This window comes from Protofrankia sp. Cas8 (assembly GCF_963555845.1).
GTDB lineage: Bacteria > Actinomycetota > Actinomycetes > Frankiales > Frankiaceae > Protofrankia.
In genome coordinates, this window is record NZ_CAUVXI010000008.1 from 10952 (window position 1) to 37074 (window position 26123).

14 protein-coding genes are annotated in these 26123 nt (G+C 68.7%); 8 read left to right on the top strand and 6 right to left on the bottom strand.

Annotation, left to right across the window (positions count from 1 at the left end):
- The 4 genes from U9977_RS02860 to U9977_RS02875 form a co-directional block, all read right to left on the bottom strand.
- Positions 1-6173, bottom strand: a 6173-nt coding sequence (locus tag U9977_RS02860; RefSeq protein ID WP_322747578.1) for a DUF6531 domain-containing protein, incomplete at its 3' end; no start/stop codon positions are given.
- A gap of 316 nt (positions 6174-6489) precedes the next feature.
- Positions 6490-7263 (bottom strand): class I SAM-dependent methyltransferase, encoded by a 774-nt coding sequence (locus U9977_RS02865; protein ID WP_322747607.1) that lies wholly within the window; start codon positions 7261-7263, stop codon positions 6490-6492.
- Positions 7264-7406: 143 nt separating this feature from the next.
- Positions 7407-8630: a glycosyltransferase gene (locus U9977_RS02870; protein WP_322747579.1), complete on the bottom strand. Its 1224-nt coding sequence runs from the start codon at positions 8628-8630 to the stop codon at positions 7407-7409.
- 1 nt (position 8631) lies between these two features.
- Positions 8632-9594, bottom strand: coding sequence for a glycosyltransferase family 2 protein (locus tag U9977_RS02875; RefSeq protein WP_322747580.1), 963 nt, complete (start codon positions 9592-9594; stop codon positions 8632-8634).
- A gap of 299 nt (positions 9595-9893) precedes the next feature.
- On the opposite strand from U9977_RS02875, the gene U9977_RS02880 reads away from it, so the two are divergent.
- The 3 genes from U9977_RS02880 (at position 9894) to U9977_RS02890 (ending at position 15236) form a co-directional block, all read left to right on the top strand.
- Entirely contained in the window at positions 9894-10613 is a 720-nt protein-coding gene (locus tag U9977_RS02880) for an acyltransferase (protein ID WP_322747581.1), read from the top strand.
- Positions 10614-10746: 133 nt separating this feature from the next.
- Entirely contained in the window at positions 10747-12735 is a 1989-nt protein-coding gene (locus U9977_RS02885) for a DUF2142 domain-containing protein (RefSeq protein ID WP_322747582.1), read from the top strand.
- Positions 12736-12899: 164 nt separating this feature from the next.
- Positions 12900-15236, top strand: a complete 2337-nt coding sequence (locus U9977_RS02890) for a WD40 repeat domain-containing serine/threonine protein kinase (protein ID WP_416210458.1) — start codon at positions 12900-12902, stop codon at positions 15234-15236.
- A gap of 16 nt (positions 15237-15252) precedes the next feature.
- On the opposite strand, the gene U9977_RS02895 is transcribed toward U9977_RS02890, so the two are convergent.
- Positions 15253-16491 (bottom strand): class I SAM-dependent methyltransferase, encoded by a 1239-nt coding sequence (locus U9977_RS02895; protein WP_322747584.1) that lies wholly within the window; start codon positions 16489-16491, stop codon positions 15253-15255.
- An 84-nt stretch (positions 16492-16575) separates the two neighbouring features.
- Entirely contained in the window at positions 16576-19161 is a 2586-nt protein-coding gene (locus U9977_RS02900; RefSeq protein ID WP_322747585.1) for a haloacid dehalogenase, read from the bottom strand.
- Between the two features lie 267 nt (positions 19162-19428).
- Between U9977_RS02900 and U9977_RS02905 the strand changes: the two genes are divergently transcribed.
- The 5 genes from U9977_RS02905 to U9977_RS02925 all read left to right on the top strand — a co-directional run bounded on the left by U9977_RS02905 (position 19429) and on the right by U9977_RS02925 (position 26032).
- A complete protein-coding gene (locus U9977_RS02905) occupies positions 19429-20364 on the top strand; it encodes an ABC transporter permease (protein ID WP_416210453.1) in 936 nt (311 codons plus the stop codon).
- A gap of 15 nt (positions 20365-20379) precedes the next feature.
- A complete protein-coding gene (locus U9977_RS02910) occupies positions 20380-21708 on the top strand; it encodes an ABC transporter ATP-binding protein (protein ID WP_416210454.1) in 1329 nt (442 codons plus the stop codon).
- Positions 21705-23069 (top strand): glycosyltransferase family 2 protein, encoded by a 1365-nt coding sequence (locus U9977_RS02915; RefSeq protein ID WP_322747586.1) that lies wholly within the window; start codon positions 21705-21707, stop codon positions 23067-23069. Before U9977_RS02910 ends, U9977_RS02915 begins: the two co-directional genes overlap by 4 nt.
- Entirely contained in the window at positions 23066-24790 is a 1725-nt protein-coding gene (locus U9977_RS02920) for a glycosyltransferase family 4 protein (protein WP_322747587.1), read from the top strand. Before U9977_RS02915 ends, U9977_RS02920 begins: the two co-directional genes overlap by 4 nt.
- A 138-nt stretch (positions 24791-24928) precedes the next feature.
- On the top strand, positions 24929-26032 hold the full coding sequence (locus U9977_RS02925; protein WP_322747588.1) for a glycosyltransferase family 1 protein: 1104 nt from the start codon (positions 24929-24931) through the stop codon (positions 26030-26032).
- Positions 26033-26123 lie beyond the last annotated feature (91 nt).

Genomic DNA, 26123 nt, shown 5'->3' on the forward strand with positions numbered 1-26123 from the left:
TCATACAGGCCGGTAACCCCGTCGAGATACTGGCCGTGGAACCGCAGCGGATTGCCCGCATAGCCGGTTCCGGTGACCGCGGCCGGCCCACCGAACGGATCCAGACTCGCCGACCCGGTCACCCCGGCGCCGTCCGCGATGTCGGTGATACTGCCCGTCGTGTCGGCCAGCAGCCAGCTCAGCGCCCCACCGGGAGTGCCATCCGCGACCGCGGTCCCCAAATCGGACTGCGGGTCGGCCCACCAGGTATGCGCGGCCGTCCCGTCGCCGGTGGTCTCACCGATCCGGACGGGCAGCGGTCCGCCGGTGTCCCACGTCCAGGTCGCGTCCGGGGTGCCGTTGACCGTCCGACTGATCCGATTACCCTGCTCGTCGTAGCCGTAGGTGACGGTGCGGCCGTCCTCCAACGTGACCGACCGCAGGTTGGTGTCCAACCCGTAGGCCAACGTCCGGGTCCCCCCCGGCCCGGTCGACGAGGCGAGGTTCCCGTTGCCGTCATAGCTGTAGGACGCGACGGTCGCGGTGCCGACGGTGTCGGCGGTGGGCCGGTCATCGGCGTCATACGCCGAGGTCACCGTCTTGTCATCGGTGGTGTGCACCGTCACCGTCGACGTGCGGTTCCCGTCGCCGTCATAGCCATAGGTCGTCGCCGGCGACGACGCCGTGCAGGTCGTCCCCGATGTCGGCCGGCAGATCCCGGCGACCTGCCCGGCCGTGTCATAGGAGTAGACCGCCGACGTGCTGGTCGACCCACGCTGTGTGGTGACCGTGGTCGGGTTCCCCGCCGGACTCAACGTCACCGTCTGCGCGAGGAGAGTCGCCCCGCCGGCCGCGGTGTGGGTCAGCCCCGTCAACCGGCCGGCCGGATCATAGGTCCGGGTGCTCGCCGGCCCGCCGGCCCGACTGGTCGAGGTCAGCTGCCCGGCCGCGTCATAGCCGTAACCGATCGTCGTGGTCGTCCCGGCGGCGGTCAGACCGGTCCCGGTCAGCCGCGCATCGGCCCCCCAGGTGTAGGACTGGGCCCGCCCGCCGGGCAGGGTCCGCCCGGTCAGCCGGCCGTCGCCGTCCCAGGTGTAGCCGACCTGGACCGGCCCGCGGGTGATCCCGGTGGTCCGCCCGGCCGGGTCGTAGCTGATCGCCGCGGTCGACGTGCCGTTACTGATCTGGGTGGGCCGCCCGGCCTGATCGTAGGTCCAGGTGATGTCTGGGCTGGCGTCGCTGTAGTCGATTTTCGTCTGCCGGTCGAGGGTGTCGTAGCTGTAGGTGGCGCTACCCGCCGGGGCGGTGACGGTGTTGACGTGGCCGTCGGGGGTGTAGGTGTAGCCCGTGACCCGGCCCGTCGGTGTGGTCGCCGTCGCGACCCGGCTCGCCTTGTCGTAGGTGTAGGTGTAGGCCTTCCCCGTCGGGGTCGTCAGCGTCTTGAGCTGGCCGGCCTTGTCGTAGGTGTACTGGGTGACCGCGCCGGTCGGGCTGGTGACCTTGTTGACGTTCCCGACGGAGTCGTGACCGTAGACCGTGGCGCGGCTCTCCGGATCGATAACCTTCGTGACCTGGTTCGCGGCGTCGTACAGAGTCGACGTCGCATGGGCGAGCGGATCGGTGACCTTGGTGCGGTTCCCGGCCACGTCATAGGCGAACGTGGTCGTGAACGTCGCCGGGGTCGCCCCCGCCGCGTTCCCCCGCGGATCGACCACCGTTGTCGTGTTGCCGTCCGCGTCGTAGGTGTACGTCGTCGCGGCACCGCCGCCGGTCTGGGACCGCAGCAGCTGCCCGGCCCGGTCGTAGGTGGAGGTGACGCTCACCCCGCCGCCGGTGCGGGTCTTGGGCCGGCCAACCTCGTCGTAGCCGGTCGTGGTCGCCACCCCGGTGGGGTCGGTGACGGCGGTGACCCGCCCGGCCCGGTCGTAGGAGGTGTGGGTCACCGCACCGGTCGGGTCGGTCACCGCCACCGGCAGCCCCACCGCGTCGTAGCTCGTCGTGGTCGCCACGTAACGGTCAGGCTGGGTGGGGTCGACGGTGCGGGTCTGGGTGAGCCGTCCCGCCGCGTCGTAGGTGTAGAGCGTCGTGGCGCGGCGCCGGGTCTCCGCGTCGACCCCGGCGACGTTCCCCGCCGGCGCGGTGCGGCTCGCCAGCTGCCCGGCCAGGTCGTACACCGACGTGGTGATCGCACCGTCGGGGGCGGTCAGGGTCACCTCTCGGCCCGCCGGGTCGTAGGCGTGGCGCGTCACCCGGGCGTACGGATCGGTCTCGGTGAGCCGGTTCCCGGTGCCGTCATAGGTGTAGGTGCTCACCCCGGCGTTCGGAGCGGTCACCGTCAGCACCCGGCCGAGGGCGTCGTAGGTGTAGGCCGTCTGGTGCCCCAGCGGGTCCGTGCTGGTCAGGACGTGCCCGACCGCGTCGTAGGTGTAGGTCGTGGTGAACGTCGCTGGCGTCCCACCGGCGACGGTGCCACGCGGGTCGGTCTCGCTGAGCCGGTGGTGCGACGCGTCGTAGGTGTAGGTCGTGACGGCGCCGCTCGGCGCGGCCTGCGCGACCAGGTCACCGACCGTGTTGTAGGTGTTCGTCGTCGTGCGGCCCAGCGGGTCGCTGCTCGTCGCGACCTGACCCCGCCCGGTGTAAGTCAGCGTCGTGACACCACCGTCGGGGGCGGTCGTCGTCACCAGCCGACCCTGACCGTCGTAGGTGGAGGAGGTCACCTTCCCGACCGGGTCGGTGTAGCTCGTCACATGGTTGGCGGCGTCGTAGGTCCACCGCTCCTCCGGTGGGCTCGGATCGTCGACCGCACCCGGCAACGTCCGGCGCACCAGATTGCCACGGGCGTCGTACTCGCTGTGACGCAGCTGCTGACCGGTGCTGTTCTCCTCCGTCGGCTGATTCGCCGCGTCGTAGTAGACGTCGTCCGCCCGGCCGTTCGCATCCACCTGGGAGGCCAGCACGTTGCCGGCATAGACGTCGGCGTGCACAACCCCGTCCGGGTCGGTGACGGTCGCGGTCTGGCTCGCCTGGTCCCAGGCGAACGTGGTGACCCCGCCCGCCGCGTCGGTCTGGCCGGTGACCCGCCCGGTCGCCGGGTCGTACGTCGTGCCCGCCGTCGTCGTCCCGGTCGGGTCGACAATCCCGCCCAGATGGCCGGTGGCCGTGTCGTAGGTGTAGGTCGTGGTCTTACCGTCCACCCCGACGACCGAGGTCAACCGGGCGGTGGAACCCGCGGCGGTGTAGCCGTAACCCACACTGTGACCATCCGAACCGGTCACTCCGGTGATGCGGCCGGTCGCCGCACCGCTGGTCCCCCACGCCACCGTGACCGTCTGACCGACGGTGTCGGTGAGCGTACTCAGTGTCCCGCCGGCGTACGCCAGCGTGACCCCACGGCCCTGCTCGTCGACCGAAGCGACCAGACGGCCGGTGTCATCGAACCGCAGTTCCTCGTTGGCGTGATTACGCACCGTCCAGCCACCGCCGGACCGGGTGGTCATCGTCGCGGTGACCCCCGGATCGTCCGCGGTGTAACTGCCGTCGCCGTGCCGGGTGAACTGGCTCTGACCCCCGGTACCCTCCCGGAAAATCGGGGCCGACCCGTCACCGGGAATGATCGAGGCGTTGAACCCGAACGTCCACCCCACCCCATAGGGACCGTCGGTGGCGTCCAGACTGTTGTAGGTCCGCCCCCAGTCCAACCCGGGACCGACGCCGGGCAGCGTCAGGTCCTGGAAGGTCTCCATCAGACCACCGGTCGCGGTGTTCACCGGATCCGCCGCGAGCCTGGTGTTGACCATGCCGCGGCCGTCCCAGCAGGAACATCCCCAGGTACGGCGCAGCGGCTGCGGGTGCGGGCCGCCGTAGCCGGCGAGCGTCACCGTCCGCAGGAACAACGACCGACCCGCGTCGGTGCCCGACGCGACCAGCCCATGACCGCCGGTATAGTCCCGGGTTTCGTTGTGCGCCCAGTCGCTGATCGGGGTTCCACCGACATCGAGGGGATGGAAACTCCCCGCATCGTCGATGCCGAGCCGGTAGATACGATGCCGGTCGCTGTACGGCGCGAAGTCGGTGTACGGGGTGGACCCGTTCGTCAGCTGTTTCCGGAGATGATTGTCGAAGAACACGTTGTTCGGACCCGACGAACCCGACCATTTAACGGCCTTCTGCCCGGCCGCCCACCAGATCGGATACCAGTCGGAGTCGTCCGGCAGCGACCCGCCCTCATCACCGCAGTTCGTCGAACAATTCGCCGACCGGTGCGCATACGGCACCGAGACCTCGTTGAGCTCGAACAGATTGTTCCGTTCATAACCGCCATGCAGATTGAGATCGGAATCGAAGCTGTTACCGATCGCGACGTTCCCCGACGCACTCCACTGGAACGTGAAGTGCCGCAGATTACGCGTCGTGTTCCCGGCGTAGACCGAATCCCACACCCGGGAACCCCGCAGATAGCCGTTACCGCCCTTACCCTTGTTCCACGCACCGTCGAACTGGTTGTCGATGATACTGAGGTTCGCCGCGGCCTCGGTCGCGATCGGATGCGAACCCGTCATCTCGCTACGGACACCGGTGACCCAGCTGTTCGCCGCCCACTTGAACACGATCCCGTGCATCGCACCGGCCGGGTCCATGTTGCCGTAGTTGTCCTTCGCCTTCGCCGCGTCCAAACCCGGCTCGTCCTGAGTGAACGACAGATTCTCGATACCCACCCCGAGCACGGGGTCGACCAGCGGATCGACGACCGAGTCGAAAACCTGCCCGTTGATGGGATCGGACCCGTCCGACACCGACGTGACCGGAACGTCGTACTCCAGCGGCTTGTCCAGCGTAATCGTCTTTCCGAGCGGGTCACCGGCGGTGACCAGGAAAATCTGCTGGCGCATGTGCAGGTTCTGCAGATCGAACGTCGTCGGCAGCGCCTTCATCGCGTTGTAGAAGTTCAGGCTGTTCGCGGCCATCACGTTCACCAGGCCGCCGACCTTCAGATTGTCGAAGGCTGCGTCGGCGGCCAGATACACCACCGTGTCGCCCTTCCGGCCCGCGAACCCGGCGTCACCGGGCTTGCCCCGCAGCTTGAGCCCACTCACCCAGTGGTCGTTGACGGTGCCCTCGTAGAGGTCCTTACGATTCGCCGGCGCCGCGGTGTACTCCGCCGCGTACTTCGCGGCGACCGCCCGGCTCTGCACCCGGAACAGCCCACGGCCCGGCCACAACCAGCCGCCGTTCGCGGACCCGTTGCCCATCGCGTCGACGTCCCACCGCGTCCCATCCGAGGTGATCGTGTCATACCGGGTGGTGCCGTCGGGCTTGTAGACCAGATGGGTACCGGCCTGCGGATCCGACCCCGCACCGCGGACGATCAGATAGTCCGCGTCCAGATGAATCTCATGCGAGATGTTCAACGTGCCGGCGGGCAGCTCCAGCAGGCTTTCCTGCGTGTACGAACCCGACGGGGAACAATTCGCCTTGATCGAATCGATCGCCGCCTGAATACCGGCCGTGTCGTCCTGACCGTCGTTGGGAACCACCCCGTAGGTGCCGGTCAGAACGCCGGCCGTCAGACGGCACGCCGATTCCGATCGGACGTTGGCATTCCCCGGCAGCACCGACCCGCCACCGAAACCCGCCTTCGACCAGTCATACACCCCGGGCACCGGACCCCGCCGATTATCCGCCGTCACCCACAGGTCACGCAACGCCGGCGCCGGCTCCTCATACACCGTCTTCGGTGGCGTCCAGTTCGGGTCCACCACCGTGAAGTTCGCCACCACGAACTTCGTCGTCGACGCGTCCACATTCCACCGCGCCTTGAGTTTGTGCACCCCCTGCGAGATCGACGCCGGGATCGTCCACTGATACGGCGACGCCGGATCCTTACCCGCATACGCATCATCGACCAGCCAGGTCACCTCACCGGTAACCGTCGAATCCGCCCCCACATCCGCGGTGAACGGTGCCGGCAGCGACGCACCGTCGAGCGCCACACCATTCACTTCCAGGAACGGATCCGCCACCGCCCGGGCGACCGTCGGCATACCCGCCGCCATAACAACCGTCACGATCAGGCCGGCGATGACGCGGAGGAACCCCGCCCGCGTCCGGAGCCGAAGCCACCGGCGCGGCCCGACAGCAAACACCCCAGCCGCCGAGGCGAATACAGAACCCAGCGATCCCGGAATGCGGGCCATGACGTTTCCTCACTGAAGACAAGAACCTGCACGGACCCACGCTTGACGGACCGCACCGGACAACAGCGCAGCCCGACAAGACAACACGGGGTGACCTGCACGCTCAGATGAACGCGCAGCACACAGCACCAACACAAACGGAACGCAGAAGACCCATCAGCGCAGGCGCGCTCGTGCGCCCACCCTTAAGATCAGAAAACAGCCAGGCCGCTACCCGGACACGAGATCAGCACCTATGTCCAGTACGTATGGATTCACGTTGCGGAGCATTGCACACGATCCGTCGCAGAGTCGAGCCGTTCAGCATCCGCAGCATCTATGGTTCATCCGTTGTTACCGGCGTGGGTTGCGAGAGCCCTCGATGATCCTTACGGGCGTGGGTGAGCACTACGCTGCCGAGGCCGTCCGGGCTGCGCCGGTCCGACATCGCCACGACGGGCGAGAGCAGCGCAGCCGCGTTCCAGCCGAGACGACCACCGCTGGCCGACAGCGTCAGGTACAGCCGTTCGGCCAGCGGCGACCGGAACAGGTAGGTCTGGCGAACCACGGACAGGCCGCGGCCGTCCAGCAGTTCCGCCAGCTGATCACCCGTGTAGGTACGTTTCACCTGATATCTCTCCCGATGGCGGGCAGACAGCCGCGGCCAGCGGTGCGCCCGGGTCAACGCGTCGGCGGACAGGACGAGATCTCCGCCCGCCTTGAGGACCCGCGCCATCTCGGTGAGCGCACCCGGGCCGTCGTCGAAGTGCTCGATCGCGCAGACCGACATCACCACGTCGAAGGAACCGTCGGCGAACGGCAGCGTGAGGGCGTCCCCCTCGATGAGGGCGGGACGCCCGCGCAATCTGCGACCGAAATCCAGTTTGTCCCGGGCAAGATCGACGCAAACGGCCCGAGCTCCGCGCCGGACGGCCCGACCAGCCCAGTAGCCATCGCCACCGGCGACGTCCAGGACGGTACGCCCGGTGAGCTCACCCGCCCACTCCAGCAACGTGCCCACTTCGCGGCGACGAATCACATGCACCTGGTGACCGACATAGGCCACAGCCTGGTCACGTAGCGAACTCGCAGACCACCCCGAGGACGGCATTCCCGGCGAAGGCACCCCTGGCACGAGCCACAGTCTGCCCGCCGGCAGCCGACTGGACATCCCGAGCCGACAGCACTACACGCAGCATCGACCACGGTACAAAAAGCAACACAAGGCACTTCCAAACATATACGGAGAGTGCTCTAACGGGCGCCCGTAGCACCCATGAGCACATCCAGGTAGCGAGCCCACGCCGCATCCGCGTCCGGGGGGACAACCCTTGCCCGCAAGGCCTTGAGCACTCCCGGCTCGTAGAGCCGCCGCAGCGTCCCGGCCAACGACACCGAGTCGCCGGGTGCGGCAAGAAGCCCGTCCACGCCATCACGTACGGTCTCGACCAATCCGCCGACCCGGGTCGCGACCACCGGCAGACCGTGCAGGTGGGCAAGGTCGACGTTCTGGGTCGCCGTCCCCGCCCGGTACGGCAGAACGAGCGCATCCGCGGTCGCGAACAACGCCGGCACATCGGTCACCGACACATATCCGGGACGCAGCTCCACCCGCGCGGTCAGGCCGAGCTCGGCGACGAGCTCGCGGGTGCGCTCGACACCACCCCAGAACTCCCCGGCGACGGTCAGGCACACATCGGGCGGCCCGGCCGCCAATGCCCGCAGCAGGACATCCAGACCTTTGTACGGTCGGATCAGCCCGAAGAACAACAGCCTGCGCCGGACGCGATCCCCGTCTCCTGCTCGGTCTCCTGCTCCATCCCCATCGGGGGACGGTCGAATGTCACCATCCGCGGTATCCATCTCACGCCACGTCCGCAGATGCGGCGCCATCACAGCGACCGCCACCGGCCGATCCGTCAGCGCACGGGCCTGTTCAGCCTCGGCCGACGTGTGTACGACGACTCCCGACACCCGCCGCAGCACGGCCCGGATCAGCGGTTCATCGCCGGCGCGCCGCTCATGCGGCAACACGTTGTGGCACAGAGCGAGGACGGCAGGCCCACCAGCCCGAGGCCCAGCAGCCGGTCGGAGGCCGGTGATCATCGTCCCCGCCGGTCGGAGACCGGCGAGGATACCCAGATGGGCCGGCGCCTGGATCGGGGTCACCACGACGATGATCACCGCATCGGCGCTGTGGCACAGCCGCCGGCCAAGCCGTACCCACGAATCCGGGCGGCACCACGACAGCGGATACGCCGTGGCCGCGAAGGGCTCTGTCTCGGGGTGACTCACGCGCTGGCGACCCGGGTAGAGCCGGGCCGGATACTGCCGCGACCATGACTCTATCCGCACACTGTGGCCACGCCCTGCGAGCCGGTGTGCCAACTCCGTCGTGTGCTGGGCGACACCTCCCTTGTACGGGTGGGTCGGACCGACGATCGCAATACGCGCCCAGGACGTTCGGGCCGTCGACATCTCAGGTGCCACTGCGGGAACGGACTATCAGGTCGCCGATCAGGGCCAGTACCACGATCTGGAAACCGACCAGGATCGCCAGCAGAGTGGACGTGGTGACCCGCAGGTCGTACCGGATGAGATCCACGGCGAGCTTCACGAAACCCAACCCCATGATCCACAAAGCGATCGGCATCAGCACCCTGATCGGGTCGAAGTACATGACCATCCGCAGCACCTGCAGGATGTAGCGGCGCGCGTCCCGAAACGGATGGAACTTGCTCGTACCCGACCGCTTCGCGTAGTGGATCGGAATGTAGTCCACGGGGTGCTGATTCGACAGGAATGCCATCGTAATCGTGGTGACGCAGGAGAATCCAGGCGGTAGCAGCCGCAGATACGGCAGGGACACGTCTCGCCGAAATGCCCGTAGACCCGAGTTCAGATCGGGAATCTTCATGCCGGTCAGGCGCTGCGCAATCATCCGGATGAACCACTTGGCCGGCACCCGTGCCCATTTGTGCGTTCCCTCCTCCGTGATACGCGCACCCACAACCTGATCAACGTCGGGGTTGGCATCGAGATGGCGGACGAACTCCGGGATCCGGTCATTCGGATAGGTCATGTCCGCGTCGGTCCAGACCACGATCGTCCCGCGGGCATCCTGCGTGCCGATGCGGCGAGCGGTGCCCGAGCCGCCGTTGCGGCGGAACGAAATCAGCCGCATCCGCGGGAACCGGTGCATCACACCACGCAGCAGGGCGGCAGTGTTGTCGGTCGACTTGTCGTCGATTACCAGCAGTTCGTAACTGTAGCCGCTGGCATCCATGGCGGCACTGATCCGCTCCAACTCGCGGACCACATGATCCTGTTCGTTATAGCATGGAAGCACGATAGTCACGTAGGGCACGGCAGTTACGGACGGCGCGGCGGGTATCTCCGCTGTCGGCCCGACCCCGGATCGCTGTCGGTTCAGGGTGGGCATGCTCGCAGTTGGGGTGTTCGGAGCTGGCGTGCTCGGACCGACCGATGCACGGACAACACTGCCACTCACGTCGACGCTGCTCCTGATAGTCAGCCGGAACGCACGGGTTCACCGGTACCGCTGGAGTGCTGGAGTGCTGGACTGCTCACGGATCGGTCGAAGTGAATGATCCTCTCCTCCCCCGCATGCGCCTGGATCCCAGAGTTGCACGGCAGGTCCAAACGCCGGGGATGGAGGCCCCTTCGCGGGTACAACACGACCATGATCGCGTCGTCTCCGACCGGTTAGGCTCATCAACCATGGATGGACTCAGCGATCGTCTCGGCCGTCATGTCAGAACGCTTGACCGGCAGTTCGTCCACGACCTTCGGGAATACGCCCGAAACGTCAGGACGCTGCGCGCGGGGCGGGAGGCGTCCGCACGCTCCTTCGCGGCGGGGTTGCGCTACCCGATCGCGCACGGGCAGCCAATCTGGATCGGATCGCCGACCGTCATCGAAGGGCACGAACGCATCGAGTTCGCCGACGGCGCGGCCCTGCGGATCGGCCTCGGCCCGTTCGGGATCTCGACCCACCGGGACACCTCCGTGCTGCGGATCCATCCCGAAGGACGACTGCGGTGCGAGGGGGTCGTGTCGGTGCAGCGCGGGGCACGCATCGTGGTGGACTCCGGCCTGCTGCAGCTCGGCCACAACGTCAACATCAACGGCTTCGCGAAGATTCTCGTGCGGGAACGCGTGAGTATCGGAGCGGGCTGCACCATCTCCTGGGACACCCAGATCCTCGACAACGACTTCCACCCCATGACGGTGGACGGGGTGGAGCAGCCGATGAGCGCCCCGGTGATCCTGGAGGATCGCGCCTGGATCGGCACCCGGGCGATCGTCCTGAAGGGAGTGACGATCGGCGAGGGAGCCGTGGTCGCCGCGGGCGCCGTGGTGACCCGCGACGTCCCACCGAAGACAATCGTCGCGGGCTCGCCAGCCAAGATTGTCGGCCAGGTCGACTCCTGGCGGTAGCTCGGCACAAGCCGCCGGCAGCATCACGGGAGAGAGCGACACATCCCGAGGCTATCACCGATAGTAGCTTTTCGCGTACTTAGAGTTGTTACACTGCCCGACGTCGATCAGGTGCGAACGAATCGGGGCCGACATGACCGTCGTGGGCGTTCGGGATGGGGGCGTCCGGGATGCGGGCGTCCAGGATGCGGAGGCGTTCGGATCCCGGCCGACTCATGCCGCCGCCGCCGGACGGTTCGGTCCGGTGGAACTGGTGCGTCGAACCCCGGCGCACATCTGGTTGGTCACCGGGCTTTTCAGCCTCCTGCTCGCGTGCTGGTCGGTACTGGTGCCTCAGTATCACGCACCGGACGAACCGAACCACGTCGACGCGATCATGCGACTCGTCCAGGGCGACGGCTGGCCGCGTCCGGGCAACGCCTTCGTGACGGCCGACGGAGTCGGAGCCATCGCGGTGTCACCGTTCGGCAGCCCCGCGGATCCCTACGACCTGACGGTCGACCCGGTCCCCGAGCGGGACGCGGTAGCGCGGTCAGCGCGACCCGCCTGGGACAGACTTGCCAACCCCGGGCAGCCGCCAGGCTCCATCCAGCAGCTCGTCCAACATCCACCGTTGTACTACTGGGTGAACGCCACCATCCTCGCCGCGTTCCCGGGCGGCGGGGACACCCTGCGCTGGGACGTGACCATCGGCCTGCTTCGGATGATCAGCGTGGCGATGGTGGCACCGCTGCCGCTGCTCGCGTATGCGGCCACCCGCCGGCTGCACCCGTCCCCTCTCGCCGCGACGGTCGCAGCACTGACGCCCTTCGCCGTTCCACAACTGGTCCACATCGGCTCCAGCGTCAACAACGACAACCTGCTGGTCCTGTTGGGCGCGCTGGTCACGGTGGCGGTCGCCCACATCCTGACCGGGGACACCTCGGCGCGGACAGCGGGGTGGACCGGCCTGCTGACCGGACTGGCGCTGCTCACGAAGTCCTTCGCGGTTGTGCTGGTGGCCATGGTCGGCGCCGCGTATGTGATCAGCTGGCTACGCGGAGCGCGCCCGTCCAGGTCGTCGATCGCACTGTGCAGTTTCATGATCATTGGCGCCGGCGGCTGGTGGTGGCTGGTCAACATCATCAGATGGGGCGCGTTCCAACCGCGTACACCGGGCTTTCCACCCGGCCGGTACGTCGGATCGGACTGGACCGTCTACTGGAGCTGGATGTCGCAGGGCTTGCTGGGTCGCTGGTGGGGTTCGATCGGATGGTACGAGGTCGATCTGCCGTTGCCGCTGGTGCTCGCAGCCTCGGGTGTCGTCGCCGGGCTGGCCGCCTGCGCCGTGATCCGCACTGCCGGCCGGAGGAACCGGACGAACCTGGTGTTCATGCTGTGGCCGACCAGCGCCCTGCTGGTCGTCGTCGCGGTCGGGGCAGCCATGCACGTGGCGGACACCGGGCACATCACCGGAGTCTCCGGTCGATACCTGTTCACCGGCTTCACCGGGATAGCCGTGCTGGTCGGCACCGGGACGGCCACACTGCGACCCCGCTTTGCCCGGTGGATGCCGCTCGCGCTCCTGACCGCCGCAGTCGGCATGCAAGCGGAGTCGATCAGCGAGGTCGTCACCTACTTCTGGCGCCCGCCCGCGGGTGGCGTCACCGAAGCCTGGCATGCCATGACCGCCTGGTCGCCGTGGCCGACGGTCGTTGTGGAGGTCGTCTTCGTGTCCACTGTCGTCCTCACCGTCGTGACCGCGGTGGCGGTGACACGCGCTTGGCGGGAACCGACGGGCGGACGCACCGCCCGCGCGGCAACACCCGCCGTGGCGGGAGCAACGTGCGCCGAGCTGGACACGGTGCCCGCCGAGCTGGACACGGTGCCGGCCGGGCGCGACACGGTGCCGGCCGGGCGCGACACGGTGCCGGCCGGGCGGGCGCAGAGATCCCCGGCCACGATCGAAGTGATCGACACCCGCCGGCTCGACGCGTCCGTTCGGCACCGCCAGGGTCCCGACCTACCACCGGTCGTGTCGTTGTCAGGAAATGTCACACTGCTCGGGCAACCAGGCAAACCAGGTGGCCGGTGGCCGCTCCCGCCGCGCACTGTCCGGCCACCCGACGAGCCCGCCTCCTGACAAGGACACAGCCTGACAAGGACGACACAGCCTGACGAGGACGCCGCCTGGCGGGCGGAGCAGACCCGGGACGTGACCGCGTACGCTGCGCACAGAAACGCTCTAGGAGGCTGGTCTCTCTGCCGCCCTCGCCATCCGGCGCGCCGGCGACGCCCCCCGCGGCGCTGGCTCCCTCCGACCCTGCGAGCCTGGGTCGCTACGTGCTGCTCGGTCGTCTCGGCGAGGGCGGCATGGGCACGGTTTACCTGGGCCGCGCCCCGGATGACCGACTGGTCGCGGTCAAGGTGATCCGCGCCGAGCTCGCCCGCGTCCCGGAGTTCCGCGCCCGGTTCCGCCGAGAGGCCGCCGTCGCCCAACGGGTCGCCCGGTTCTGCACCGCCGAGGTTCTCGACGTGGTCGACCCCGCCGACGGCGCGCCGTACCTGGTCACCGAGTACATCGACGGCCCCACGCTGACGCAGGCCGTAGCCCGCGGCGGTCCACTGACCTCAGCCGATCTCGAACGGGTCGCGGTCAGTGTCGCCGCCGCCCTCACCGCCATCCACGCGGCCGGTCTGATCCACCGCGACCTGAAGCCGTCCAACGTCCTGCTCTCGCCGCTGGGGCCACGGGTCATCGACTTCGGTATCGCCCGCGCCGTGGATGCCGAAACAATCATCAGCAAAGACCTGCACGTGGTCGGAACGCCCGCGTTCATGGCGCCGGAACAGGCCATCGGGGACCCGGTCACCGCGGCCGCCGACATCTTCTCCTGGGGCGGGCTCGTCACCTTCGCGGGAACGGGTTCGTACCCGTTCGGGGAAGGCCCGACGCACGCCCAGCTCTACCGGGTCGTCCACCATGAGCCGAACCTGGACGGCCTGCCGGACATGCTGCGCGACGTGGTCGAAGCGGCGATGCACAAGGCGCCGAACGCGCGGCCCAGTGCCCAGGAGCTGCTGATTCGCCTGGTCAACCTGGGCACGACCACCAAGCCCGACCCCGAGGTCACCCAGCTCGTGCGGACCGCCTCGGCATCCCTGCTGCCACTGCAGATGACGCCCCCCGACAACGGCACATCCCAGACACAGGCAGCACAGGCAGCACAGGCAGCACAGGCAGCACCGGCAGCTGTCTCACCGACGAGGCACGCCGGCGACCGGATCACAGTCGACCAGACCGACCCGGGCAGCCACCGGCGCCGGCCTCGGCTCCCGTGGCGCAGCCCACTCGGCCGGGTGGCGACGGTGCTCTGCGGCGCCGTCGCTCTGGTGGTCGCCACCGTCATAGCGATCATGGCAATGCGCCCCGCCAACGGGTCGGGGACCGATGTCCGGGGGTGGGCCGAGGTCGCACGCACGGTCGCGGCGGATGCCGACGCGACCCGAGGCGTCAACGCCACCCTGGCCGCCCGGCTCAGCCTCGCGGCCTACCGGATCTCGCCCAGTCCGCAAACGCGGGCGAGCCTGATCACGTCGTTCGCGGGACGTTACGCCACACCACTGACCGGTCACACCCTGTCCATCCTCGGTGGAGCGTTCAGCCCCGACGGCAATCTGTTCGCCACCGCGAGCGCGGACCGGACCGTCGAGCTCTGGGACGTCACCAGACCGGCCCAACCGACCCTGCTCACGACCCTGACCGGGCACACGGACTGGGTCCTTGCGGTCGCGTTCAGCCCGGACGGCCGGACCCTGGCGACCGGCGGTAACGACGGCACCGCGCGGCTGTGGGACATCACCGATCCGCACAAGCCGGTGACCCGCGCAACCCTGACCGGACACAACGCGCATGTCCGGGACGTCGCGTTCAGCCCGAACGGGCGCCTGCTCGCGACCGCCGGGGACGACAACACCGCCCGGCTCTGGGACGTGACCGACCAAGCCAGGCCGCGCCAGCTCAGCGTGCTCGCCCGACATCAAAGCTGGGTGCAGGACGTCGCGTTCAGCCCCGACGGGCGCCTGCTGGCGACCGCGAGCGCCGACAACACCGCCCGTCTCTGGGACATCAGCGAGCCCACCCAGCCGATCCCCCTCGCCTCTCTCAACGGCCACACCGACTTCGTGTGGACGGTCGCCTTCAGCCCGGACGGGAACACGCTGGCAACCGGGAGCTACGACGGCACCGTTCGTCTGTGGGATGTGCGCGATGCGCGGGCCCCGACGAACCGATCGACGATCAAGGCGGATCCCCGCTGGGTCCTTGACACCGCGTTCAGCCGGGACGGTCGCATGCTGGTCACGTCCGGTTGGGACACCACCGCGCATCTGTGGGACGTCTCCGACCCCGACCACCCGCTGCCGGCAGGGGTGATCAGCGGCCACACCGACTGGGTCCAGGGGTTCGCCCTGCACCCCGACGGCCACACATTGATCACATTCAGTGACGACCGGACCGCACGCATCGCGACCATCGACCCGGACGCGCTTGCCACGCGCGCCTGCGCCGACGACGGCAACCGCCTGAGTTCCGCCGAGTGGGCGGCCCACATCCCTGCGCTGCCGTACTCCGGGATGTGTTAGCAGACCGGTCGTCCAGTCACGGGTGACTGGACGACCGGTCACCGCGCAACAGCGATATGGCGGCCCGCAGCCGCGGATCACCGATCCGGGTCCGCAGCGCGGTGCCCGCCGCACGGGCCGCGTGCACCAGAGCCGACTCGTGCGCCGGTGCACCCTGCGGCCTCGACGCGCGTGCGACCGGCCACGATCGCGAACTCATCGACCCCAGGTCGGCACGCAGCTGTCGGGACGTGTCGCGCTCGGCTTCCAGCGCCCGCTCGCCCGCAGCCACCGCATCGAGCAACCTGAGCTCGTGCGCCGCGTGGTCGGCGACGGTTGCGTCGATGCGTGCCCACTCCCGCTGCCGGCGCCGGGCCGCCTCGGTCATCTCGTCCTGGAGGCGGATCACGTACAGGTAGAGATCCAGGCGGTTACGTTCCATCCGGGTCAGCAGACCGTTGCCAACCCAGGGGGTCAGCAGCGCCCCCACCGTGGCTGCCCAGGGCGCCCGCCGGTCCACCACAACACCCAGACCGAAGATCGGCGAGACCAGGTGGAAACGCAGCTCAGGTCGGTCCGCGACGAAGTCCTCCACAGCCGTGCGGACGCCGTTGTGCGGGCCACCTTCAGTCAGCGCCCAGGCGAACGCACCTTCGCCCCGAAAGCCACCCCGCACCGCCGCCGCGCTGTCCAGCCGTACCCCGTGCTCCCACGAGTAGGGCTGCCGCTCCCGCTGCGGGATCCGGTCAGGCCCGTAGTACTGATCACGGCGGCCGGCAGGCCAACCCACGTCATGCAGGATGACCAACGGAAAGTGGCTGCGTCCGTGGGCACGGGCCGCATCCTCGACGGCGCGCAGCTCCGCGGACACGGTGGGGAAGTTGTGGTCACCGTCGATCAGGTAGGCATCGGCCGGCGGTAGGCCGTCCAGTGCCTGCGGGCTGAAGCCGCGCACCATCACGACCTCGACGTCCTGCCCCGACCCGGGGACGCCGCGAGGGTCGGGATCAACGATCAGTAGCCTGCCACCACCATGACGTCGCAGCATGTCCACGAGCAGGGAGCTGGTGACGCCGCTCTCCGAACCGATCTCGGTGACACTGCGGGCCCGCACGGTCTCCAACAGGGGCAGCCACACCTCCCGGAGCTCGGCGAGGGAGTGCAGCAGCAACGGTTGGAGGGTGCGCTCGGTAACAGATTCAACGGTGCCACCCGACCCGCCGTCGTCCACAGGGCCCTCGTCCACAGGGCCCTCGTCCACACCAACTTCGTCCACACCAACTTCGTCCACAGCAACCTCATCCGCTTAGAGCGCTCCAGCCGATTCTCCCCCGTGGAGCGCTGGACCAGGCTCGCCGGGTCAGAATCGGGTTTCGAACTCCCGCAGCAACCGGCGCGCGGCGCGACGCGGCAACGGCGTGGTCCCGCCCGGCCGGGTTGCGATCGTCAACGGGTCTGAACTGATTGCCAGCCAGCCGAAGGCCATCTCGACGTCGATGGCGTAGGTCGCCGCGAGATATGCCTGCGCCACCGGATCGATGACGTAGACGAACTGCGGGTCGTCGCTGTGGATCTCGATCAGATTCGGCTGCAGTGCCCGCGCCCCGACCAGGTGAAATCCTGGGTGGTCGACCACCGACGTAATCGCGACCGTGTGCGGCTCGGCCAGGTTGTTGAGATGGAAGGACAGCCGCAGCCAGTCCAGCCGCATCAACCCACGCCGGCCGGCCGGGTCGATGCGCACCCGGCGGACCCCGACCCCGTCGATCCGCAGGCGTACCCACGACAGCCCGTCGCGCGCGGACCGGGTGACCACGGACTCCTTCGGCCCGTTGATGAAGTCGCCACCGGTGTCGACATAGACCTCGACCGGTCCGGCAGCGGCCTCCGGCGAGACCTCCGCCGCGGAGATCCCGGCGTTCGTCGCCAGCCCACTGACAACCGCAAGGGGCCGGTTCGCCACCGCCGCGACCCCGGCCGGCCAGTAGAGTTCCTGCATTGGGATCTTTTCAAGATCAGCCGCCGTGAGGTAGGGCATCCGGCGCAGCAGATCGGCGGGCAGCAGCCCCTCGGACGCATCCGACCCGAAGTTGTCATCGTGTGCCCATACCCCGAACGCGAGCGCCTCGGACGAGGTGGGCCGGGTCACGAACCGCGCGAGGGAGCGCAGAGCCGCCAGCCGCGCCCCGTCATCGAGCAGGGACGGCATCGGCGTCTCCGACCGGCGGTAGCGCAGCCATTCCCGCTGGTAGGCAAGCACCCCGTCCTGGACGGCTACGCGCTGTGCGACCTGGGTTCGAGTTGTGTGATCGGGGCCGAGGACGGGGTTGCGGTCCTCGTCGAAACCGATCAATGAGCCTATGTCGGGCATGCAGAGCTGTTCGAGCACCTCGGGACTACGCATCACCTGGCCGAACAGCGCATCGGGTTCGCCGCCCGAGGCGATGTATCCCTCCAGGCGCAGCCCGCCAAGGCGGTGCGCCTGCGAGCCGGCGCTCGTCGCCAGGTACAGGCCGACCACCTCGGCCTCACGACCGCAGGCGGTCAGCAGGCGTTGCAGCAGCGCCTGGATGGTGCCACCCCAGCCGAGGTCGACGACGACGATCGTGTCCGCCCCGCCGAGGTGTGCGTCCAGGTAGCGCAGGAAGCGCTCGCGCAGCCGGCTGGCGGTCAGCACGATCTCGCTGCGAACGCGCTCGTCAGCGCACAGGGCCTCCAGGGTCTCGGAGAGCAGACCCGGGACGTCAAGACGCCGGCTGGCCAGCGCGGACAATCCCGCCACCTCGTCCATGCCGACTCCGAGCTGGCGCAGCAGCTGGCCGACACTCGGCGGGCGCCGACGCGCCAGGAAGCCGCGCAGCTCCTGCGGGGTGCCTTCGTAAATGTTGGCCAGTGCGCACACGTGGCGCGAGGCCCACAGCGTGGACGCCTCGATCCCGAGCTCGCCGGCCGGTTCCCGCAGGACCCGGGCGAGGAAGGCCCCTTCGCGCATCAGGCAGTGGACGCGGTCGACCCCGAGCTCCGCCGCCCGCGCGGCCGCCCACTCGCCGAAGCCGGTGAACACCGGACCGAAAACGGTCGCGCCGGTCTCCCAGTGCCGGCGCAGGCCCGAGGGAACCGCGGTGGCATCGGTGCGGTGCAGGGTCCGGGCCCGAAGCGCGGTCATACCGTAGTCGCCGTGTTCGGAGTCGATCGCGGTATCGGAGGTCGGACCGCCACGCAGCCCTTCCAGCGTGAGTGTCTCCGCCAGCGCACCGGAGTACTTGGGGTAGTGAACCGCGATGATGCCGTGCTCGCGGGCGCCCTCGACGTCGGCCACCGGGTTGTCACCAAGGTGGATGACCCGGGAGGGCGCCACGCCCACGGCGGTCAGCACATGGGTGAACAGACCCTCGCTCTTGCTCACACCCGCGTCGCTGGAGGTGAGGATCTGGGTGAACCTGATCCCGGCGAGCTCCGGCCGGCGCAGCAGCCCGCGGAGCTGGTCCGGGGAGAAATAGGTGTCGGAGACCAGGTACACCGGCCGGCCGAGCTTGGTGATCGTGAGTTCGGCGAGCTCGGCGACGGCGAGGTCGGCGCGGCAGACATCGCGCTCGAGGGTGACCTCCATGGCGATCAGATCGTCGATGTCACCGCTGCCGGGGATGGCGGGCATGAGTGCCGACCAGATCTCGTCGAGGCGGGCCTCCAACGTGCCCCGCAGTGACTTCGCGTGTTGCCGGGCCAGGTTCTCCGCATGCACCCGGAGCTGGGCGAACTGCCCCGCGGTCACGGTCGGCGGCAGCAGGCCAGCCGTGGCCAGGCGGCGTCCGAGCAGCAGGAAGGCATGGGCGGGTTCGGGAACCAGCCGAAACAACAACGTGTCGAATACGTCCAGGGTGAGGACCTCAGCGCCCCCGGACTCCAGCTGGGACCAGACCTCACGGATCCGGACGTCGGTGAACACGGGCGTCCTCCACCGGCGGCCATCACGGCCACCTCCGACGGGCCGGCTGATGCCCGGGTGATCCTCGGACAGCGGCCGGCCGGAGCTGAATGAACGGGCCGATACTATGGATCGGCTCTGGAGCTACGGTCACCGGAGTGCCCTACCTGCGGACGCGTCGCTTCGGTATACCTGGTGCGATACCTTGCGCGGCCCGTACGGTAGGTCGTTTTCGGCGCACCGGTACCGATTTTGCCATATCTTGACGCGGCTCACGGAAGGTTGTTGGTGTCGAACCTGATTGACGAGCGGTCCGCACCCGCGATCCAGTCCGACGGCGAGCACCGTGGCCCGCAGGGGCGCGACGGGCAGGAGTCGCGGATCCTCGCGCGCCGCAGCCGTGCCCAGACCCGGGTACGTTGGGAACTGCTGCGGAACCTGATCCGCAAGGACCTCAAGGTCAAATACAAGGGCTCGACCCTCGGTTTCGCCTGGTCGCTGGCGAATCCGCTGCTGCTGCTAGCCGTGTACACCCTTGTCTTCCAGGTCATCATGAGCGCCGGGGTCCCCCGGTTCGGGGTGTACCTGATGTCCGGCCTGCTGATCTGGAACGCCTTCTCGGCGAGCGTGTCGTCGGCATCGGGCAGCGTCGTCTTCAACGCGAACCTCGTGAAGAAAGTCCGGTTTCCGCTGCCGGTACTGCCGCTTTCCGCGGTCGGCTTCGCCCTCGTCCACTTCGTCCTGCAGCTGATCGTGCTCTTCGTGGTGGTCGTGGCGCTGGGTTACAGCTTCTTCGGGCTCCAGCTGCTCCTGCTCGTGCCCGCATTCGCGGTAGCGATGATCTTCACTGTCGGCCTGTCCATGCTCGTGTCGGGCCTCAACGTCCGCTACCGCGATACCGAGCACCTGCTGGAGGTGGCCCTGCTCGCGTGGTTCTGGCTCAACCCGATCGTGTATCCCGTCGGGCTCATCCGCAAACTGCTGCACGAGTGGACCTGGATCTACTTCGTCAATCCGATGGCGACGGTGGTGGCAACCTTCCAGCGAGCGATCTACAAGGAGCCGTCGGTGAACCCCGCCACCGGAGCGGGCATCCTTGCCGACCCCGGCTACCTCTTCTACCTTGAGCACCTTGCCATCGCGGGTGTGATGTCGCTGGGCCTGCTCTGGCTGGGAGTACATGTGTTCCGCAGGATGCAGGCCGACTTCGCGGAAGATCTTTAAGGACGGGCGACAGACGTGTCAGCGCAGCAGTCACCGGCGCAACCGGCCGCCCTCAATGCGTCGGGGAACACCACGGCGATACCCGCAGCGGCGGACACCACGGCGATACCCGCAGGGACGGCCGCCGCCGCATCGACGGCGGGCCGGCCTGGGACGGCTGCCCCGATCGTGATCCAGGCGACCGGGGTGGGTAAGAAATTCGTCTCCTACCACCGGCGGGCGACCAGCCTGAAAGAGGTGTTCGTGCGTCGTGGGCACACCCACGGGGACGACTTCTGGGCGCTGCGCGACATCGACGTGGAGATCGGGCGCGGCCAGACCGTGGGCCTGGCCGGGGCGAACGGCTCCGGCAAGTCCACGTTGTTGAAGGTACTGGCCGGAATCCTGCGCCCAACCCACGGTGACGTGTCGGTCAGCGGGCGGATCGCGTCCCTCCTGGAGCTCGGGGCCGGCTTCAACGGCGAGCTCACCGGCCGGGACAACGTCTACCTCAACGCCTCCCTGCTGGGGCTGTCCCGCCGCGAGATCGACCGGATGTTCGACTCGATCGTCGACTTCGCCGAACTCCCGCACAAGATCGACGATGAGGTCAAGCACTACTCGTCCGGCCAGTACGTCCGGCTCGGGTTCGCGGTGGCCGTCCATGTCGATCCGGACGTGCTGCTCGTCGACGAGGTCCTCGCGGTCGGGGACGAGGCATTCCAGAAGAAGTGTCTGGCAAAGATCGACGCCTTTCGGGCCGAGGGCCGCACGATCCTGTTCGTCACCCACTCGCTGGATCTGATCGAGGGCATGTGCGACCGGATTCTGGTTCTTGAATCCGGATCGATGATTTTCGACGGCGCGCCGGTCGTCGGCACCCGGCTACTGCGGCAGCGGTTGGGTAGCCTGCCTTCGGACGGTCCGGTGCCCCACGATCTCGCCGTTGCCCGGCCCACCTCGGTGACCTTCAGCCGGGACCCGGCCGGGCCGCCCCAGGTCCAGTTCAGCCCCGGCGAGAGACTTACCGTCAGCGTCACCCTGGATGTGACCGAACACGCGCCGGAACGGCTCTACCTGCACGTCTATGCCCTGGGGCCGAGCGAACTGCCGGTCTGGTTGATGGAGACGCCTGCGGGCGGCGTGCCAGGGGGCGTGCCGGGGGTCAGCGGCACCCGCACGGTGGACTTCACCGTGCCCAGCCTCCCCGAGCTGCTCGGCGCGTTCGCGATCAGCGTGCACGTCTCCGACGCCGCGACCGGAACAGAGATCACCAAACGGAGGTTCGAGGACCTGTTCGGAATCAGCGGGTCGCAGGCCGGCGGTCTACTCAAGATCGATTACGAAACGGGAACCCGCCCATGAGCACCCAGGAAGGCGGCCCCACGCCGCCGGCGACCGTTGTGATCGTCAACTGGAACGGTGCGCACCTGCTGCCCGCCTGTCTGGACGCGGTGGCCAAGCAGGTCAGCGACTTCACCTTCGAAACATGGGTGGTCGACAACGCGTCGATGGACTCCTCCAGGACGCTGCTGGCCGAACGGTACCCGTGGGTCCGGATGGTCCCGTCCGAGGTGAACCTCGGCTTCGCCGGTGGCAACAACCTGGCGCTGCGGATGGTCACCACCCCCTACGCCGTCCTACTCAACAATGACGCCGTCCCCGAACCGGACTGGTTGGCGAACCTGCTGGCCCCGTTCACCGACGCCACCGGGGGCGCGGATCTCGGCGCGGTCACCGGCAAGGTGGTGTTCCTCCCCCGTTTCCTGCGGCTGCGGCTGTCGACCTCGACCTTCACACCGGGTGCGCACGACTCCCGCGCGCTTGGCGTCCGGATCTCATCGGTGACCGTCAACGACCGGGAGGTCCTCCATGACGTGTTGTGGGAAAAGCTGACCTTCGGTGCTGAAGGCGGTTCATCCGCGCCGTTCTTCTGGACCCGCGGTGACGGCGAGCTCGCCGTCCCGGTGCCCGAGGGCGGCCCGGTCACCATCGGCTTCACCTGGTCCGGCGAGGCGCGCAAGTCGGTCACACTGAGCTGGGACGGCGGCCGCACCACCCTCGCCGCCGGCGCCGAACCGTCCACCGTGGAACTGGTCGTCCCCGACGGTGTGGCCCGCGTCGACGTGATCAACAATGTCGGTGGGATCGTGCTGCGGGACGGCTACGGCGCCGACCGCGGCTACCAGGAGATCGACACCGGCCAGTTCGCCGGGTCCGAGGATGTGTTCACCGCCTGCGGGAACGGCATGGCCATCCGCACGGCGCTCGGGCGGGAACTCGGCTGGTTCGACGACGACTTCTTCCTCTACTACGAGGACACCGACCTGTCCTGGCGCATCCGCTCCCGCGGATACACAATTCGCTACATTCCGACCGCGGTTCTGCGGCACGTGCACTCCGCGTCCAGCGTCGAATGGTCACCGCTGTTCGTCTTCCATACCGACCGTAACCGACTGTTGATGCTCACCAAGAACGCGAGCACCGGGGTCGCCCTGGCCGCGGTCGGCCGTTACCCGCTCACAACCGCCTCGATGGCCATCCGCGCGCTACGGCAGGCCTGGGCCGTCCGTGGCCGGCCCGCGCTGCGACCGACCGTGCTTCGACTGAAGGTCATGGCGTCCTTCCTGCGGCTGCTCCCGGTGATGCTGCGCCGACGGCGCACGCTGGCGCGCACCGCGTCGGTAGGCCACCGTGAGCTGGAGACCTGGCTGGCGCGGCGATGACCACGCAGCCGGCTGCGACACAGGCCCAGCACAAGCGGCCCGAGCCGGGCGAAGGCCGGCATCCGGTCACCGGGCACAGGGGTGGGCAGGGGTCGGCCAGCGGAGTACGGGCCGCCGTTTACAACCGGTTCTGGCACTCCATGGGCGGTGGCGAACGCCACAACGGGATGATCGCCCAAGTGCTTGCCGCCGAAGGCGCCCAGGTGGACATCCTCGGCCATGCCGAGGTCGACCTGGCGGCCATTGGTGATCATCTAGGGCTCGACCTCACCGGCTGCCGCTACCGCCTGCTGCCTGACCGGGGTGACGACGCGGTCGCCGAGCTCAGCGCCGAGTACGACCTGTTCGTCAACGGCTCGTACATGAGCCGGCTGGTGCCTCGCTCAACCCATGCGGCACACCTGTGTTTCTTCCCGACACCAGCTGATCATGACGCACCGGGGTGGCGCAAGGCCGCCATCCGCGCGTGCGGCCCGCTGCTGCGCGGTGTTCGCCCGACCGTCGGCTACGGCACGGGTTGGTACCCGCCGGAAGGGGGGCGTCGCAGACAGTGGATCTGGACGAACGGCACGGGGATCCTCGCGGTTTCGGCGGGCGGCGAACGGGAGCTACGCGCTGACATCGGCCGTCCCGGGGCTTGCGGCACGGTGCGGTTGCGCGTCCAGGACGCCGACGGGCGGACCCTTGCCGCCGTTGAGGTCGACGGGTCGTTCAGGACGGTCGCGGTGCCGTTGCCCGCATCGTCCGGCGGCTGCGAGCTGACGCTGGTCAGCGACACGTTCACACCCGCGTCCACCAACGCGTCCACCAACGCGTGCACACCCGCACCGGACGACACCGCTTCGCCGGACGGCACACCTTCCCGGGATCTGCGCCAACTCGGCGTGGCGGTCAGCCGACCGCGGGTGACCGACCAGCAGGACGGGGCCCGAGCCCGGCTCGCGTTGCGTTTCCCCTGGCTGCTGGCCAACCCGCGCGATCTGGACTATCTCGCCTCATACGACGTGGTGATGGCGAATTCGGCCTACACCCGGGGCTGGATCGGACGCCTGTGGCGCGTGGACGCGGACGTCCTCTACCCGCCCATCCAGGTGGAGCGCCTTACCCCGGCCAGTACTCGGGAACGCGCGGTGCTCACGGTCGGGCGCCTGTTCGCGCCCGGTCTCGGGCACGCCAAGCGCCAGCTGGAAATGGTCGAGTGGTTCGGTGAGCTCTACCGCTCCGGCGCGCTACCGGATTGGCGGATGCACGTCGTCGGCGGCTGCGAGGAGTCCCAGCTGCCATACCTGGAGAAGATCCGGGAGGCCGCCCGTGGCCTGCCGGTCGACATCCATCCGAACGCGCCACGCCACGAGGTCGAGCGGCTGCTGTCGACCTGCTCGGTCTTCTGGTCCGCAACCGGATACGGCCAGGACGGCGATCGCCGGCCATGGACGGCCGAGCACTTCGGGATGACCACGGTCGAGGCGATGGCCGGGGGCTGCGTGCCGGTGGTGATCGACCGCGCCGGCCAACGGGAGATCGTCCGCCACGGACTCGACGGCCTACGCTGGACGTCGCCGGCGCAGCTCGCCTCGTTCACCAGACGCCTGGCAACCGAGGACGGCATGCGGGCACGGTTGGCTGCGAGCGCCGTCACCCGGGCACAGGAGTTCTCCGACGCGGCATTCGCCGACCGCTGGCGGGAGATCGCCACCCGTCACCGGCTGTATGCCCCCTGAACCGGCGCCCTGCCGAGCCGGGCACTGCTGACCCGGGCACTGCTGACCCGGGCACTGCTGACCCGGGCACTGCTGACCCGGGCTCCCCTGGACCGGGCCCCTGACCTGGCAAGGCCGAGACTGAAAGGATCACGGTTGATGCGGGTCATCCTGGACGGCACGCCGTTACTCGGCACGCCCACGGGAGTTGGCCGCTACACCGGCCAACTGCTCGCCGAGCTGCCCACCCTGCCCGGTCTGGACGTGGCCGCAACGGCGTTCACCTGGCGCGGGCTGGAGAACTTCGCTCCCGCGTTGCCGCCAGGTGTACGCCCGGCCGCGCGCCGGGTTCCGGCCCGGATCGTGCACGAGGCCTGGGCCCGCACCGAACTGCCGAAGCTCGAGTGGCTGACCGGGCCAGTCGACGTGGTGCACGCCACAAACTTCGTGCTGCCGCCACCGCGGCGGGCCCGCGGCGTCCTCACCATCCACGATCTGGCCTATCTGAAGCTGACCGGTACGGTCTCCGCGGCTTCGGCCCGCTACCGGGATCTGGTCCCGCGCGGCCTGCGCCGCGCCGCCGCCGTGATCACACCCAGCCAGGCGATCGCCACCGAGGTCATCGACACCTACCGGCTGGACCCGGCAATGGTGACCGTGACGCCGCTGGGCGTGGACGCCGCATGGTTCAGCGCCTCCCCGCCATCGCGACGCTGGCTCACCGCCCACGGCCTGCCCGCCAGATACCTGCTTTTCGTCGGTACGGTCGAACCGCGCAAGAACCTCCCAACCCTGCTGGAGGCGGTCCGCGGCCTGCACTCCGAGGTCAGCGACGCCCCACCACTGGTCCTGGTCGGACCCGCCGGGTGGGGACCCACTCTCGATCTTGCCGGGCTGCCGGGGGGAACCGTCATCAGCGCCGGCTATGTTCGGACGGACGAACTTCGGCGCCTGGTCGCCGGGGCCAGCGCTCTGTGCTTCCCATCGTTCTACGAGGGGTTCGGCCTACCGCCGCTGGAGGCGCTGGCAGCCGGAACCCCGGTGGTGGCGGCTGACATCCCAGCGGTCCGAGAGGTCGTCGGCCCGATGTCGGGCAACGCCGTGCGGCTGGTTCCACCGACGGAGGCCGATGCGTTCACCGACGCCCTGATCGGCGCGCTCAAGGACGAGGTGGACCCCGGGCCGGGACGCGCCTACGCCCGGACCTTCACCTGGCGACGCACGGCCGAACGCACCGCCGCCGTCTATCACTCGATCGCCTGACCCCGCGTCACCCGGCTCCAGGCGACCGTGACGACGTGCTGACTTTCAGCCTGAAGGGGTGCTCGTTTCCAGCCTGAAGGGGTGCTCGTTT